At 69.7% G+C, this 16,177-nt stretch carries 12 protein-coding genes; 11 read left to right on the top strand and 1 reads right to left on the bottom strand.

All coding sequences use genetic code 11. The features are described from left to right. Positions 1-69: 69 nt before the first annotated feature. From ACWD02_RS04580 to ACWD02_RS04530, 11 genes are all read left to right on the top strand, one after another. Positions 70-276, top strand: coding sequence for a hypothetical protein (locus ACWD02_RS04580; RefSeq protein WP_451204436.1), 207 nt, complete (start codon positions 70-72; stop codon positions 274-276). A gap of 443 nt (positions 277-719) precedes the next feature. After that, positions 720-1,919: an exonuclease SbcCD subunit D gene (locus tag ACWD02_RS04575; protein ID WP_451204434.1), complete on the top strand. Its 1,200-nt coding sequence runs from the start codon at positions 720-722 to the stop codon at positions 1,917-1,919. 1 nt (position 1,920) lies between these two features. Further along, positions 1,921-4,929, top strand: a complete 3,009-nt coding sequence (locus ACWD02_RS04570) for an AAA family ATPase (protein ID WP_451204432.1) — start codon at positions 1,921-1,923, stop codon at positions 4,927-4,929. Positions 4,930-4,991: 62 nt separating this feature from the next. Continuing rightward, a complete protein-coding gene (locus tag ACWD02_RS04565) occupies positions 4,992-7,226 on the top strand; it encodes a Helicase associated domain protein (protein ID WP_451204430.1) in 2,235 nt (744 codons plus the stop codon). Positions 7,227-7,626: 400 nt separating this feature from the next. Further along, positions 7,627-9,153 carry an AAA family ATPase gene (locus ACWD02_RS04560; protein WP_451204428.1) on the top strand — a complete coding sequence of 509 codons (1,527 nt, stop codon included), beginning with the start codon at positions 7,627-7,629 and terminating at the stop codon, positions 9,151-9,153. Continuing rightward, positions 9,153-10,010, top strand: a complete 858-nt coding sequence (locus tag ACWD02_RS04555; RefSeq protein ID WP_451204426.1) for a hypothetical protein — start codon at positions 9,153-9,155, stop codon at positions 10,008-10,010. The genes ACWD02_RS04560 and ACWD02_RS04555 overlap by 1 nt, the downstream gene beginning before the upstream one ends. Next, complete coding sequence (locus tag ACWD02_RS04550; RefSeq protein WP_451204424.1) at positions 10,003-10,173, top strand: hypothetical protein; 171 nt, start codon at positions 10,003-10,005, stop codon at positions 10,171-10,173. The genes ACWD02_RS04555 and ACWD02_RS04550 overlap by 8 nt, the downstream gene beginning before the upstream one ends. A gap of 37 nt (positions 10,174-10,210) precedes the next feature. Continuing rightward, positions 10,211-10,528 (top strand): helix-turn-helix domain-containing protein, encoded by a 318-nt coding sequence (locus ACWD02_RS04545; protein ID WP_451204422.1) that lies wholly within the window; start codon positions 10,211-10,213, stop codon positions 10,526-10,528. Continuing rightward, on the top strand, positions 10,515-11,033 hold the full coding sequence (locus ACWD02_RS04540; protein WP_451204420.1) for an ImmA/IrrE family metallo-endopeptidase: 519 nt from the start codon (positions 10,515-10,517) through the stop codon (positions 11,031-11,033). Before ACWD02_RS04545 ends, ACWD02_RS04540 begins: the two co-directional genes overlap by 14 nt. A 540-nt stretch (positions 11,034-11,573) precedes the next feature. Continuing rightward, a complete protein-coding gene (locus tag ACWD02_RS04535) occupies positions 11,574-12,569 on the top strand; it encodes an SMODS domain-containing nucleotidyltransferase (protein WP_451204418.1) in 996 nt (331 codons plus the stop codon). Beyond that, on the top strand, positions 12,566-14,311 hold the full coding sequence (locus ACWD02_RS04530) for a ThiF family adenylyltransferase (protein WP_451204416.1): 1,746 nt from the start codon (positions 12,566-12,568) through the stop codon (positions 14,309-14,311). The genes ACWD02_RS04535 and ACWD02_RS04530 overlap by 4 nt, the downstream gene beginning before the upstream one ends. A 14-nt stretch (positions 14,312-14,325) precedes the next feature. Here ACWD02_RS04530 and ACWD02_RS04525 read toward each other — a convergent pair whose 3' ends face one another. Further along, positions 14,326-15,447: an SAVED domain-containing protein gene (locus ACWD02_RS04525; RefSeq protein WP_451204414.1), complete on the bottom strand. Its 1,122-nt coding sequence runs from the start codon at positions 15,445-15,447 to the stop codon at positions 14,326-14,328. Between the last annotated feature and the right edge of the window lie 730 nt (positions 15,448-16,177).

Here is a 16,177-nt window from a genome sequence, read left to right as displayed (position 1 = left end):
CGAACCCCCGTGAACACACAATCCGCGAACCTCCTCACCACCACCGCTTCGAGACTCGTGGAGAAGACCATGAACACACCTCAGGCCCGCATGCTCCTCGTCTTGGTACTGATCCTCGATGCACTGCTGTGCAGTCTGGTAGCGGTAGCAGCCGCCTTCGTGACCCGGCAGGACGGCGCCACCCCGGGCGAAGCGCTGTTGCGCGGCGCCAGCGTCTTCGCCGGCGGTGTCACTCTCTCTCTTGCCTTCCTCACCTTCGCTGTCGCAGGACTGTGAGAAGCAGGTGTCCACAAGAGCGATAGCCACGGAAGAATGACTTCGGTGAACTGGGTGGCCACGAACCTGCGTTGGTCGCTGGCCGTTTACCAGACCGAAGCCGCAACGCTGCGCAAGCCCACCGAGGGCCACGTGCGGCAGCAGGCTCGATCATGCGTTCTGGCAAAGCACCTCCAGGCGAACACCCCGGACGGGTCGGCATGCGGGAACGCCTGGCGCGGGCCGAAGGCCGCTTCAAATATCTGCCTTGACGGGCGGCTGCTCACCGCCGTGCGATCTGCTGCGCCCCACCGCGCCGGTAGGACCTGGAAGAGAAGGCGGGCGCACAATCAAACCCACGTTACGAGCGCGCCCCTCTCTCACACCTCCGCTCTCCCGGTAAAGAGGCCGTCTATCGGGAAAACCGCCCGTAACTATGCCCCCGATAGTTACCGTCTGTGTGCATGCGGTTCTTACATACCTCGGACTGGCATCTGGGCCGCCGGTTTCATACAGAACATCTCATCGATGCCCAACAGGCCTTCCTCGACCATCTGGTCGCCACCGCCCGCACCCGTGACGTCGACGCGGTCCTGGTGGCCGGCGACATCTACGACCGGGCCATCCCGAGTGTGGATGCCGTGCGCCTGTTCAACCGCGCGCTCACTCAGCTCGCCGACCTCGACGTACCGATCATCATGATCAGCGGGAACCACGACTCGGCCCACCGGCTCGGCGTCGGCTCCGCCCTGCTGGCCCGCGCAGACGTCCACCTGCGCACCGACCCAGACACCTGCCACATCCCCGTCGTCCTCCACGACGCCGACGGCCCGGTCGCCGTCTACGGCATCCCCTACCTCGAGCCGTCCATGGTCCACGAGCGCCTCGATGCCGACGGCGCCTCCCACCACGCGGTGCTCAGCGCAGCGCTGTCACAGATCCGCACCGACCTCACCCAGAACCAGCCCGCCGGCACCCGTTCAGTCGTCCTCGCCCACGCCTTCGTCACCCCCGGCAGCGGGCCACACGCGCGCGAAGAGCTGGACGAGTCTCCGGGAAGCGAACGCGAGATCAGCGTCGGCGGCATCGCCCACGCGGGCGCCGACGTCTTCGACGGCATCGATTACGTCGCCCTGGGCCACCTGCACCGCCCCCAAAACGTCACCGACCGCATCCACTACAGCGGCTCCCCGCTCGCCTACTCCTTCTCCGAGGCCGCACACACCAAGTCGCTCACCCTCGTCGAACTCTCCGCCCAAGGAGCCCCCAGCCTGGTCCGCGAGCCCTGCCCCGCACCCCACCGCCTGGAACGGGTGACCGGCCTCCTGCAGGATTTGCTCACAGACCCCGCCCACGCCCAACTCGCCGATGCCTGGCTCGAGGTCACCCTGACCGACACCGCCATGCCGTTCGAAGCGATGGCTTGCCTGCGCCGCCGCTTCCCCCACACCCTCAGCCTCAAGCACCAGCCGATCCGTATCCCCGCACAGGGCGGACCGGCCCCCACCTACAGCGAACGCGTCCGCGGCCGCAGCGACCTCACCATCGCCTGCGACTTCGTCACCCACCTGCGCGGCACGGAGCCCACCGCGGACGAACACGCCCTGCTCCAACAGGCCATCGACGCCTCCCGCATCACCGAACAGCACAAGGAAACGGTCTGACATGCGCCTGCACTCCCTGACCCTGCAGGCCTTCGGACCCTTCGCCACCACCCACACCGTCAACTTCGACACCCTGACGACCGACGGCCTGTTCCTCCTGCACGGCGACACCGGCGCCGGCAAAAGCACCGTCTTCGCCGCCATCTGCTTCGCCCTCTACGGCAAACCACCGGGCGAGCGTGACCTGCTGCTGCGCAGCCACCACGCCCCCGACACCCTGCTGACCCAGGTCACCTTGGACCTCACCCTGGCCGGCCGCCGCCTGCGCATCACCCGGATCCCGGCCCAGATGCGCCCCAAGCGCTCCGGCACAGGGGAGACCTCACAAAAGCCCGAGACCCACCTCAGCCACTGGACCCCCGGCCCCGACGGGCAGGGCCGCTTCGAGCCCACCAGCAGCTCGCACCAGGAAGCCGCCCTGGAGATCACCGACCTGCTGGGCATGAGCCGCACCCAGTTCTGCCAGGTCGTCCTGCTGCCCCAGAACGAATTCACCAAATTCCTGCACGCCGACGCACACAAGCGCCGCGAACTGCTGGGCAAGCTCTTCCACACCCACCGCTTCGCCGAGATCGAACGCTGGCTCAACGACCACAGCCGCACCACCGAAAAACACCGGGACGCCGCCCGCAGCGACGTACTGCGCCTGGCCGAACGCATCCACCAGGCCGCAGGCGACGACCTGACCCCCAACCATCCCGCACCCACCGCCGAAGACCCCCACACCCTCACCGAACCCGCCCGCCTCTGGGCCCAAGACCTCATCCAGGCCAGCCAGAGCGCCCACACCACAGCCCTTAACGCGGCCAAGGCGGCCAAGGACCACCTCGGCCAGCAGCAGCGAGCCGAGGCGGCCACCCACGAACTCCACCGGCAGCAAACCGCCTACGCCACCGCCCAGCAGCAGCTCGCCCTGCTGCACGAACAGGCCCCGCACCAGGACACCCTGCGCGATCGCCTGGAACAGGCTCACCGCGCACAGCAGTTGGCGACCCGGCTCCACGACGTGGCCACGGCCACCGGCGAGCACACCCGCCGTGCCGCCGCCGAACAGGCCACCCGGTCCCAACTGCCGCCCGAGCACACCAGCCTGGACGCCACCGCTTTGGCAAACACCGAACAGGACGTGCGGGCCAGGGCTGCCGTCCTTGCGGCGATGGTGCCCCAAGAGGCCACCATCGGCCAGATGAGGGCCGACCTCGAGCGCACCGACCTCGAGCGCCAGGAGTTCACTGCCCAGCAGCACACCGCCCAGGACTGGCTGGAGCAGGAGACCGAGCGCCGCCAGGCCCTGCAGACACGTCGCGACAACGCCCGCCAGGCCGAAGCAGACAGCAAACGCCACCACGAAGCCCTCGAGAGCCTTCAAGTCCGCCTGGCGGCGGCCGAACGCCGCGATGCGCAACAAGCCAAGATCACCACAGCCCAGGCGCTACTGACCAGCGCACAAGCAACCGCCCGCACAACGGGCCAGGACTACCTTGACATCCGCCGCCGGCGCACCGAGGGCATGGCTGCCGAACTCGCCACAACCCTCACCGACGGCGCCCCCTGCCCGGTCTGCGGATCGGCCACCCACCCCCAGCCCGCCGCTTTCCAGACCGGGCAACCCACCAAGGAAAACGAGCAGGCCGCAGAAGCCCTCCACGAGCAAGCCAAAACCGACCAGGACGCCGCCGCAGCCGCCCTGCACGACCTGCGGGAAGCGGCCGCCACCGCAACCGGTGAAGCCGGCGACACACCTCTGGCCGACCTCACCGCCCAACACCAGGACCTCGACGCCCAGCTGTCCGCCACCCTCGCCCGTGCCGCCGACCAAGCACCCGTCCAAGAAGCACTCCTCAAACTCGACCGGGAGCACGAGGAGATGACCCGCCAGCACCACACCGCCATGACCGGCCTTTCCGCCCGCAACGCCACCTACGACACGCTCACCACCACGATCGACGACCTGAACAGCAAACTCACCGCAGCGCGCGGCCCCCACCCCACCGTCGCCGCCCACGCCGAACACCTCACCCGCGCCGCCGACCACCTCAAAGATGCCGCCGAAGCCTCCCGCGCCCTGGCCGCCGCGCAGCAAACCCTCCACGACCACACCACGCAGGCCACCCAGGCCGCGCACGACCAGGGCTTTGACACCCTGCTCCTGGCCCAGCAGGCGCTCCTTGATGACGCAACCCTGCGCACTATCGAGGCAGAGATCGCCCAATGGCGCGAGCACCAGGCCACGCACACCGCCGCCCTGGACAACCCGGACCTACAAAAGGCCGCCGCACAGCCCGCCGCCGACCTCGACGACGCCGCCACCGCACGCGCAGCCGCCGACGAGCAGCACACCCAGGCCGCCACCACGGCCAGCGTCACCGGCACACGCAGCCAAGACCTCCGCAAGCTTGCCGAGAGCCTCGACGCCACCATCCAGCGCCTCGAGCCCCTCGAAAGCGCTCACAGCACCGCCCGCCACCTGGCAGACCTCGTCACCGGCAACTCCACCAGCGCCCACACCCGCATGCAGCTGGAGTCCTACGTCCTGGCCGCCCGCCTCGAAGAAGTCACCGCCGCCGCCAACACCCGCCTGCACATCATGTCCGACGGCCGCTACACCTTGGCCCACGACGACACGCAAGCCGCCCGCGGCGCCAAATCCGGCCTCGGCCTGCAGATCACCGACGCCTGGACCGGCCGCCCCCGGAAAACCGACACCCTCTCCGGCGGCGAGTCCTTCTTCGCCTCCCTCGCCCTGGCCCTGGGACTGGCCGACGTCGTCACCCACGAAGCCGGCGGCAACCCCCTGAACACCCTCTTCATCGACGAAGGCTTCGGCACCCTGGACGAAGACACCCTCCACACCGTCCTCGACGTCCTGGACTCCCTGCGCGCCCACGACCGCACCGTCGGCGTCATCAGCCACGTCCCCGAACTGCGCCGCCGCATCACCCACCGCCTGCACGTGTCCAAGGACCCCGCCGGCTCCACCCTCACCCAGATGACCGAAGCCGCCGAATAGCCGCCCAGGCGAATGCCACAATGCCCCCATCCCAGCCCGCCGCAACCGAAAGCCACCACTCCATGGCCTCCGCCGAGCTCCAGCTGCGCTCGCACCAAAAGGACGCTGTCGCGGCCGCCACCCGTACTCTCAAAGACCACCCCCGGGCGAGTGTCATCGCCGCATGCGGAACCGGCAAGACCCTCATCGCCGCCCGCACCGCCGCCCGCATCGCACCCCGCGGCCGCGTCTTGATCCTCCTGCCGACCCTGGACCTGCTGTCCCAGACCATCCGTTCCTGGCGTATGGCCGGCCGCCAAGGCCCCGCCATCGCCGTCTGCTCCGCCCGCCAGGCCCTCGCCCACGAACCCCTCGGCGCCGACGTCCCCCTCACCACTAACCCCGCCGAACTCACCACCCTCACCACGCAGTCCGGCCCCGGCTCGCTCACCGTCTACGCCACCTACGCCTCCCTGCCCGTTGTCGTCGCCGCCCACCGCGAGCACCACCAGCCCGCCTGGGACCTGGTGGTCGTCGACGAGGCCCACCGCACCGCGGGCCGCCTCGGCAAGGCCTGGGCCGCCGTCCACCACGACGACCAACTCCCCGCTGCCCGCCGCCTCTACCTCACCGCCACCCCCCGCATCTGGGATGACACCACCGACACAGCCGGCGACAGTGACGGCGGGGGAGAGGGGGCCGCCTCCATGGACGACGAGGCCCTTTTCGGACCCGTCGCCTACCGCCTGACCCTCTCCGACGCCATCGACCTCGGCCTCCTCGCCGACTACCAGATCCTCGTCCCCGTCATTACCGACACCGACCTGCGCGACTGGCTCGCCACCGGCCCTGGCGCCGGCGTCGACGGACTGCGCCTGGCCGGCCGCCAGGTCGCCACCCTGCGCGCCATCCACGACCACCACCTGCGCCGCGTGCTGACCTTCCACCACCGCGTCGCCGACGCCCGCGCCTTCGCCACCACCCTCACTACGACCGCCACCACCCTGCCCACCACGCTGCGCCCCCCGGGCCTGTGGGCCGACTGGATCAGCGGCACCCACTCGCCCCAGGTCCGCCGCCGCCTCCTCCTCGAATTCGCCTCCCACACCGCCGACACCCCCGCCGTCCTGTCCAACGCCCGCGTCCTGGGCGAAGGCATCGACGTCCCCGCCATCGACGCCGTCGTCTTCGCCGACCCCAAGAACAGCCCCGTCGACACCGTCCAGGCTGTCGGCCGCGCCCTGCGCCAACAACCCGGCGCCGGCAAGAAAGCCACCCTCGTCGTCCCCGTCTACCTCACCCCCGACGAAGACCCCGACGACCTCCTCGGCGCTGACGCCTACACCCCCCTCTGGCACACCATCAAGGCCCTGCGCGCCCACGACGACCGCCTCGAAGCCCGCCTCGCCGACCCCCGCACCCACCGCCCCACCGCACCCCCCGAGGACCCCGAGGCCTGGCTCCGCTTCGACCGCCCCACCCAGGCCGACGACGTCGCCCTTGCCCTCTCCCTGCGCGTGCTGGCCCCCAAGAGCGCCGAGTGGCGCCGCGGCCTGAACGCAGCCCGCCGCTACCACCGCACCCACCACCACCTTGACGTCGCCACCGACTTCGAAGACCCTCACGACTACCCCCTGGGACGGTGGCTCGCCTGGCAACGCCACCTGAACACCACCGGCGCCCTCGACGCTGCCCGCGCCCGCGCCCTCGACCGGCTGGGCATCATCTGGGACCCCCGCCAGCAGGCCTTCGACCGCGGCCTCGCCCACGCCACCGCCTACACCGCCACCCACGGCCACCTGGCCGCACCCGTCGACACCGTCCACGACGGCTTCGCCCTGGGCCGCTGGCTGGCCGACCAACGCGCCCGCCCCCTCACCGCCGAGCGCGCCGCCGCCCTCACCGCCCTGGATACATGGTGGAACCCGCCCTGGCCGATCACCTGGCAACGCGCCTACCACGCCGCACGCCAGCGCGCCGCCGCTGAACCCGCACCATGGCTGGCCGCACAGCGCGCCCGCGCCAGCCGCCTCCACCCCGACCAGCGCCGCCTCCTCAAAGAGTTGGGCCTGGACCTGCCGGACATCCCCCCTCCCACCCGCAGTCCGGTACCGCCCCGGGAGCGGACCTTCCAACGCGGCCTGACCGCCGCACGGACCTTCCGTGACCGCGAAGGCCACCTCGATGTGCCGCAGCGGCACATCGAGGAGATCGACGGCGAGCAAGTGCGCTTGGGGCAATGGCTCAGCAACATCAACCGGCGCCGCTCCGCTCTCAGCGAGCAGCGCCGAGCCGCGCTGGCCGCGCTGGGCCTGTGACGTCTGCGCCCCGCGCGGGAAGCAGGCCCGCCGCGAACAACCAGCAGCAATCGGCCGCTTCCGCGCACCGCAGAGGCGTGTGTGCCCGGCCGGAAGGGCGGTGCGCCGCGTCGTGAAGCCTCGACGCGACGGTGCGGCGCCGCACGAGCTGTACCGTCTGCGTGCCGTCGTCACCCGGTCCGCCCGGCGCGGCCGGGTGAGGGCTGTTCCACCCCAGAGGTGGCCACACCGGCGGACGGTCTGACGGGGAAGCCGTGGGCGAACCCGGGTGCCCGGCGCATCGAGCGGGGCGCCGACTGCCGCGCTGACCGGGGCAGTTCTCGCCGGAGCTGGCGTCTAAGCTGCGGCCCAAAGAGATCGTCTCGGCCGGTGTGCCGAGACCACTGGGAATGAGGTCACCGTGCTGTTCACCGTCCTGGAGTTCCGGCAGCATCCGACGCCGAACCAGGACGGCGCGTTTTTGATCAAGGACAGCTGGGACGACTACAGTCATGTGACCACGTTCGATCTGTACGTCCGCAAGGACGACGGGCGCCTGCTCCAGGCCGGGTTCGTGCGTATTGCGCACACCGACATGCAGACCGATCCGGACTTCCGCGCCACGGCCAGCCGGATGCCCTCACAATTCGAGGCGCTGCCGGAGGGCTACTTCAGCCTTGCCCACCAGGACACCTACTACGAGGTGCTCAACACGCTGCCCGCGCCCGTGCGCCGCGACGTGCTCACCGGCCTGCGCGACATCGCCTACCGGCCCGACCTGATCTATGAGGTGCAGGAGCTGGACGTGTTCCGCGACTCCCTGATGCGGGGCTCCGACCGGACCGAGCTGCAACGGCTCTGCCAGATCGCCGGCGGACGCCAGCGCATCCTGCCCTATCAGTGGTCCTACACAGCACCCGTCATGGACCCGGACTCGGTGGCGCCCACGCTGGATTTCCGGGCGGTGCCCGGCTCCCGGCCGTCGACGAACCTGCACGCGCTGATCGGCCGCAACGGCGTCGGCAAGTCCAGCCTGCTGCGCGATCTGGCGCGCCGCGTCGCCACAGGGGAGATCCCGGTGAGCCGTTCGGCCGACACCGGCGCCCTGACCAACTGCGTCGCCGTCTCCTTCAGCCCGTTCGACAAGCTCTACGCCCAGCAGCCGGCCGGCCCGACCGCCCTGCCGTTTACCTACATCGGGCTGCAGGTCCTGGACGAACCCGCGGACGCATCCGGGGCACAGGTCCGTCTGAAGACCGAGCACGAACTGGGCATGGAGTTCGTCCAGAGCTTCTTCGTCTGCCGCATCGGCGCGCGCGGCCAGCGGTGGCAGAAGGCGATAGAGACCCTCAGCTACTCCGCCTCCGGCTTCCTCGACGAACACCGCGACCGCATCGAGTCCCTGATCCGCTCAGACGACCATGAGCATGTCGTCGACACCCTCCTCGACATCTTTGACACGCTGAGCTCCGGCCACCGGATCGCCCTGCTGATCGTGACCCGGCTGATCGAGACCGTCACAGAGGCGACCCTCGTCCTCATCGACGAACCCGAGACCCACCTCCACCCGCCCCTGCTCAGTGCCCTCATCCGCACGCTCACCGATCTGCTCACCGACCGCAACGGCATGGCCGTCATGGCCACCCACTCACCCGTGGTCCTGCAGGAGATCCCCGCCTCGTGCGTGTACAAGATGCGCCGCTACGGCAACATCCTGACCGCCCAGCGCCCCGAGCGCGAGACCTACGGCGAGAATCTCGGCGAACTCACCCACGAGGCTTTCGGTCTGGAAGTGGCCGCCACCGGCTACCACGCCACCCTCACCGAGCTCGTCCAGCAGGACCTGTCCTACGAGGAGATCGTCGCCGAGTTCACCGGGATGGGCTCCGAAGCCCGGGCCCTCCTGCGCGCCATGACGGTCATGCGCAGCCGTGAACGGCAGGCCTGATGCGCTGGCCCCAACGCCCCGAGACGACCGTCACGCAAGCCCTGGACGCCTGCTGCACCGGTATGCAGGACGGCACGGAAGAGACGCGCCTGCGCGGCCGACTGGCGGACATGCAGAGCGCGGAGGACAGCTACCGGCGCTGCGCCGAGGACGCAGACCTGCACGCGCTGTTGACCGAGCCCGGCCTGCGCAGGCACACCTCCTGCAATCCGGACCCCGACAAGAATGTCCTCGTGCGCATCTACGACCAGGGGATGGTCACCCGCCAGGAAGGCAGAGCGCTCTACAACCGCATCAAGGCGCTGGCGCCGCACGGCGAGTGCCCGCTGTGCGGCATAGGCGAGGTCGACACGCTCGACCACTACCTGCCCAAGGCCCACTTCCCGCTGTGCGCGATCCTGCCGATCAACCTCGTCCCGGCGTGCATGCACTGCAACCACGACAAGGGACCGGCCGTCTCCGACTCGCCGGACGCCCAGCCGCTGCACCCCTACTTCGACCAGCTCGGCCCGGGACGCTGGCTCGTTGCCGAGATCCTGCCCACGATCCCCGTCACCGCGTGCTTCGCCGTCAGGGCGCTCCCGGAGTGGTCAACCGTGCTGACGGCCCGGGTGAAACACCACTTCACCGCGTACGACCTGGGCAGCCGGTATGCGATGAAGGCCAGCAGGCACCTGGCCGGGAGACACAGCCAGCACAGACAACTGCTCGCCATGGACGCGGAACTACTGCGCGAGACGCTGCGCGACGAAGCCGAGAGCTGGACGAAGACCAACCCCAACGCCTGGGAGACCGCGCTGTACTTCGCCCTGGCCGACAGCGACTTGTACCTCACCGAAGGGCTGCAGGATGAGTAGGTGTCCGCTGCACGCGGCCAACGGGGCGCTGGGCTCGGCTTCTCTGCAGATACAAGGGCTCGCGGTGACCGGCGGCGAGGACGGCGGCCGTGCCAACTCGGGCGGTGCCGCCGCAGGACAGGAGAACCGCACATGCCTGGTCCGGCCCGCGGTGGGGAAGTAGGTTGTCAGCGAGGCTGGCCATGCAGGGAGGGGGCGGTGTGGAGGAGCAGGAGTTCAACGCGGCGGTGAGCCGGCTGATCCGGCAGGCGCGGGCGCGCGCAGGGGTGACCCAGGAGTACCTCGGGCGGCGGGCGGGACTGTCGCGGGGGTCGATCACGAACATCGAGGCCGGGACCCAGGCGCCGCCGCTCTACCGGCTGGCCCGCATCGCCGCGGCGCTGAACGTGCAGCCCGCAGAACTCCTTCCGCCGCTTGTGCCCGACGAGACCGCGGACCTCTCCGCGCGGCATGCGGCCGGTGTCAGTGCCGTATGGGCCCGGGCGGCCGAACTGAGGGGCGGTCATGGCGAAGGCTGACATCGCAGCGCAGGCCCTGCTGGGGGAGATGCAGGTCAGCGCCCCGCCCGTCGACCCCTTCGCACTGGCCGAACGGCTCGGCGTGGTGGTGGTGCCCCAGCAACTGGACCCCGACGTCTCGGGCATGCTGCTGCGCAGGGACGGCAGCTGCGTCATCGGCGTCAACCAGGACCACTCGCGGCTGCGGCGCCGCTTCACCGTGGCCCACGAACTCGGCCACCTGCGCCTGCACGAGGGGCGCCCCCTGATCCTGGACACGGACGTGCGCGTGAACTACCGCAACACAGTGTCGGGCATGGCCACCGACCGCGAGGAGATCGACGCTAACCGCTTCGCCGCCGCGCTCTTGGCCCCCGAGCCGATGGTCCGCCAGGCCGCTCAGCACGTTGCCATCTCGACGGTCGAGGACCTGGTGAAGGTACTTGCCGGGCAGTTCCAGCTCAGCGAGACGGCGATGACCTACCGCCTGATGAACCTCGGCATCATCTCCGGCCCGGCACTCTGAAAACCGGGCACCGCGTTTTTTCCGAAAGCTCCTGCGGTCACAGGGGTTGAGCGTCACGGCGGCTAACTCGGCCCGGATGGACGGCACCTGCCGCAATGTCAGGGAAACTGTCCATGAAAATGGGCCTTGTGTGAGTGTCGCTCTGTGTGGTGTCCTTGTTACAGCAGAAGGCTCACGAGCCTCCTGCAACGGGTGAACCCTGCCTGGCGCCAAGCCGAGCAGACCTCCACCCGCCGGGCTGTATCGCGTACACGTGCCCGCCCACGGGGGCCAGGCACCACTGACCGGACAGCACCAATCCGCTGCCGACACGGCCAGACCGCGCAGCCCCAGGGCCCCGGCTCCAGCTGGCCGTGCCCACCACCGGCAGACCCGGCGCCCCTCACACAACCGCACACCACACGGCATCCCCAACGGCACGCACCAGGGCACACCCCTGCGCGCACCCCGCGATGCCCCCGGCCAGCCTGGCTGCGCTCCCACGCGCACCCCTCACCCCAGACACCCGCTGCACCCCAGGCAGCACAGAAGGGAACCCCCATGCAGCACGCCGACAGCTTCCGCACGTTCCTTCGCGACACCGTCAACCTCAGCCAGAGCCGACTAAACCTGCTCACCGACCGCGTCGAGGCCATCTACCAGGCCCTCAAGAACGACCCCGACCTCGGCCCCCTGGTCCTCGGCAAGAAGCCCCAGGGGTCCTGGGCCCAGCGCACCATCATCAACCCCCAGAGCGGCAAGGAGTTCGACGCCGACTTCATGCTCCACCTCGCCGAGGTGCCCGCCTGGTCCGACAGCCCCAAGACCTACATCGACAAGGTCTACGCCGCTCTCCACCACCACAGCGTCTACGGGGACATGCCGCACACCCGCAAGTGCCGCTGCGTGCAGCTCAGTTACGCCAACTCCATGCACGTCGACATCGTGCCCTACCTGCACCTGGCCGACGGACGGGAAGTGATCGTCAACCGGGACGACAACACGTGGGAGCAGACCAACCCGGCCGGATTCACCGCCTGGATGCAACAGCAGGACAAGATCGCGAACGGCCACCTGCGCCTGGTCATCCGTCTGATGAAGTTCGTGCGCGACCACAGGGACTCCTTCACCGGAACCCGCTCGATCATCCTCACCACCCTGCTCGGCAACCGCGTCAGCCAACTGCAGGCCATGACCCGCCCCGGCTGCTACGCCAACGTCCCCACCGCCCTGCTCACCATCGTCGAGGACCTCGACACCTGGCTCCAGGCCCGCCCGCTCAAGCCATCGATCCCCGACCCGTCCGGCTCGGGCGTCACCTTCGACCACCGCTGGAACCATGAGACCTACAGCTACTTCCGCGACCGCATCCACACCCACGCCCGCCAGATCCACGACGCGTACCACGAGACGGACCCTGACCGCAGCGTGCGCCTCTGGCGCTTCCTGTTCGGCGACACCTTCCCCGCCCAGAACAGCCGCATCACCCCTGCCGCAGTCAAGTTCGCCACACCGGCCCTACTCACCACCGTCTCCCGCACCGGACGCGCCGGATGACCAAGCGAAAGCCCCCGGCACGGCACCCCAACGCATATCAACAGCAACTGCTGGCCGAGCTCAAGACCCTCTCAGCCCAGCACCCCGCCGACATCCACCTCACCGCCCGCCCGCACACCGCCCCCGACGGCCCGTGCACCGTGCCCATCCGCCTGCACACCGCAGACATGTCGCACGCACCGGGCGGCCTGCACCTCGGCCAGGACGAGGACTTCCTCCTCGTCCTGGCACCCACCCCGCTGACCCCGCCCCGCGTCGAGACCACTCACCTCCGCTTCGCCGGCACCCCGCACGTCCTGCAGGGCAACCGACTGTGCCTCTACCTCGACCCCGCCCGCGAATGGGACCCCGCCGCCGGCCTCACCCCCGTCATAAACCGCCTGTGGCAGTGGCTCACCGACGCAGCAGCCGCAAAATTCGACCCCGACACCGCCCTCTACCACCCCGTCGGCGGCGTCCTGCACCACACACCAGGCACCCCCACCATCGTCGTGCGCACCTCCGTCCCCAACCGCCGCGCCGGCACCGCCTGGCTCACCCCGCGCACCGACAACCGCCTCGACCTGACCACCACCCACCCCACCGACGGACAGCGGACCCCGATCCTGCTCCTGAACCACTCACTGCCCCTGGGCGCCGGCAGTACCCTCGACGAACTGCTCACGCTCATCGACCGCACCCCCGACACCGCACCCCCGACACTAAACACCCCCTCCCACCTCCTACTGACCGCCCTGGCCGCCAGCGCCCGCCGCAACCCTGCCAAAACCACCCAGCACTTCCTCCTCGCCGTCCCACACCCCGCCACCCCCACCGCACCCCCGTTCCTCCTCGCCGGACGCCTCGAGCCCCAACCCAGCGACGCACTGCGCCACCTCGACCCGCGCACCCCACCACCCCGCGACACCCTCCCCACCCTCCTGCGCGACGCCGCCCTCACCTGGTGCCCCCTGTCCGACGAACGCCCCGAAGTCACCACCCGCCGCGACACGCAACGCCCGGCCCACTCCTTCCACGGCGCACACGTCCACATCTGGGGCTGCGGCGCCATCGGCTCATGGACGGCCGAACTGATCGCCCGCGCCGGAGCCCGCCACCTCACCCTCAGCGACCCCGGCCGCATCACCGGCGGGCTCCTCGTACGCCAGAACTACACCGAGAACGACATCGGCACCGTCAAGGCGACCGCCCTGGCCCGACGCCTGCGCAGCATCCGAGACGACCTCACCATCGACATCACCGACCCGCCGCCCGCCCCCTCACTGCTCCAGGCCGCGGACCACGCCGACCTCATCATCGACACCACCGTCAGCATCACCGCCGGACGCTTCCTGGACCTGCTGGCCCAGTACCCCCACCGCAAAGCCGTCCTCGCCCAACTCGCCACCGACAGCCTCAGCGCCAGCCTGGGCATCCTCATCCTCGTCGCCCCCGACACCCGCACCACCGCCACCGCCATCGACCAGGCCAGCGGCCACCACGTCCTGACCACACCCCACCTGGAGCCCTATCACCGCCTGTGGACCCAGCCAGCACCGGGCGACGAACTGCGCCCCACCCGCGGCTGCTCCGTGCCCACCTTCCACGGTTCCGCCGCCGACCTCATGGCCACCACCGCGACCCTCGTCAACCTGCTGGGCACCCAGATACGCCACCCGGTCTCCGGAACCCATCTGTGCGCCCAGCCCCACACCGGGACCCACCCCGCGCACCACTTCATCGCCCACGCAGATCCACCCTGACCAACAGCGCAGCATCAACCGGCCGACCGGCCCAGCTCCAGTGTGGGCACGTACGCCCCCGCCAACCGCTCGTAGATCACCAGCTGCGGGTGCACCTGAAAATGATGAGCACGCCCCAGTGCCACCGCCGCTGACATCGGCATGGCCGGCAGCACGTGCAGCCGCCGCACCGGCTTTCCCTCCACCTCCAGCACCGCAAAGAACTCCCGCAGGACGCCCTCCAAGAGCCCCAAGGAGGCACGCCGACGCAGGATGTCCGGCCCCGTCGCCACGCCGACCGGACTGATCACATAGCGGCGCAGCGCGGACAGCTCCTCGGGCACCTCGTGCCGCCCGATCATCCCCGACACGTTCACGACGACCACCGCGTCGTCCCCGGCCGGAACATCCTGATCAACGTGCACGGCGAACTGCACCCCCGCACCACCCTCGTCCGGCCACCTCCATGACTCCTCACCCCGGTGCCGCTGAAAGACATCCGTCGGCACGGTGTCGTCCAGCCGCGCCCCCAAGTACACCAACAGCGGCAGACGAGCGAACCCGAACACGCTCACATGCTGCACCACATTCCGCTCCACCCCCGCGCGCAACCGGTGCTCGAGCACGTCGTCAATGATCCGCACAGCCTGCTCGTAGTACGCACGGCTCCCGGCCGCAGCACGTACCGCGTCCTCGGACAGCGCAGGACGCTCCCCGGGAATCTGCCGCAGGTCGATCTCCACGCCATGCCGCGCATACGACTCCAAGAACAGAGGAAACCGGTGCCGCGCGGTAACCGCGTCCGCGGCCGTCTGCCGCGACAACTCCACCGCCCGACCGTGCACCGAACCCAGCAGCCGCACCACCGTCGTGGCCCGCTCAGGCCCGAGCCCGGTCAGATGCCGGATCCGGTCCTCGTGCTCCCGCTTCAACCGACGCAGCCGCTCCACGCTAAAGACGTCCAGAGCCCCCTGAGCATCGATCTCACCGTGCTGATGCGCACAGAGCAGCATCAGGTTGTCGGCCTCGTCCCGCAGACCGGGATCCAGCGGGTACCCACCCCGAGGCGACCGCGCACCGACACCCTGACCGACGATGTGCGCCAACTCGCCCAGGTGCAGTGTCCGCGCCGACATCGGCCCCTCGAGCAGGTACATATTGCACAACACACACCGGCCTCCGCTGCGCACCCACACTTCCAAGCGTGTCTGCGCGGAGGGCTGTTTGCGCCGTCCGCCCGCCGCGCTGCCTCCGTCCACCTGTCCTCGCCTTCACCGAAAACTTCCCGATCTTCCCTCCCGACACTAGACAGTAACTGCCCTTTCAATGAGGGGGATTGACAACGCCGAGGGCTTCACCGGCCCTGCCGGAGGGCCGCCGAGCACAGACGAAACCGTCCCCATCCGGCGCTGAGCAAGCTCCCCGGCAGGGGAGCGAACCTAAAACTTTGCGTAACGCCACGGCTTGACATCACCGGTGCCGCCAGGCGCCGGAACCCAAATCCTGACTCGGGGGAGGGGAGTGGCCTAGCACTGCACCTGACACACTGTCGTGCCGCCAGGCACGACGACAGCACCCAGGACAGGCCGTCAGGCCCTGTCCTGCCGCCAGGCAGGACACACTCCCTTAACCAGCGCAGGCCGTCAGGACTGCCAACTCTCAAAGAAACCAAAGAAGTTGGCCCGTCAGGGCCAACACCTGCACCTGACACACCGTCGTGCCGCCAGGCACGACGACAGCAACCTTGACGGGCCGTCAGGCCCGTCCGACGGCCCGTCAGGGCCGTGTTGGGCCGCCAGGCCCCACAGTAGAGGCACCGGGTCGCCCCCCCGCTCCGGAGGGGGGGGGGGGGGGGAAGGGTGTGACAGCGATTTTGTTTATATCGGT

Source organism: Streptomyces sp. NPDC002853 (assembly GCF_053591915.1).
Note: the sequence above shows the minus strand (reverse complement) of the source record. Positions and strands in the feature narration are given on the sequence as shown.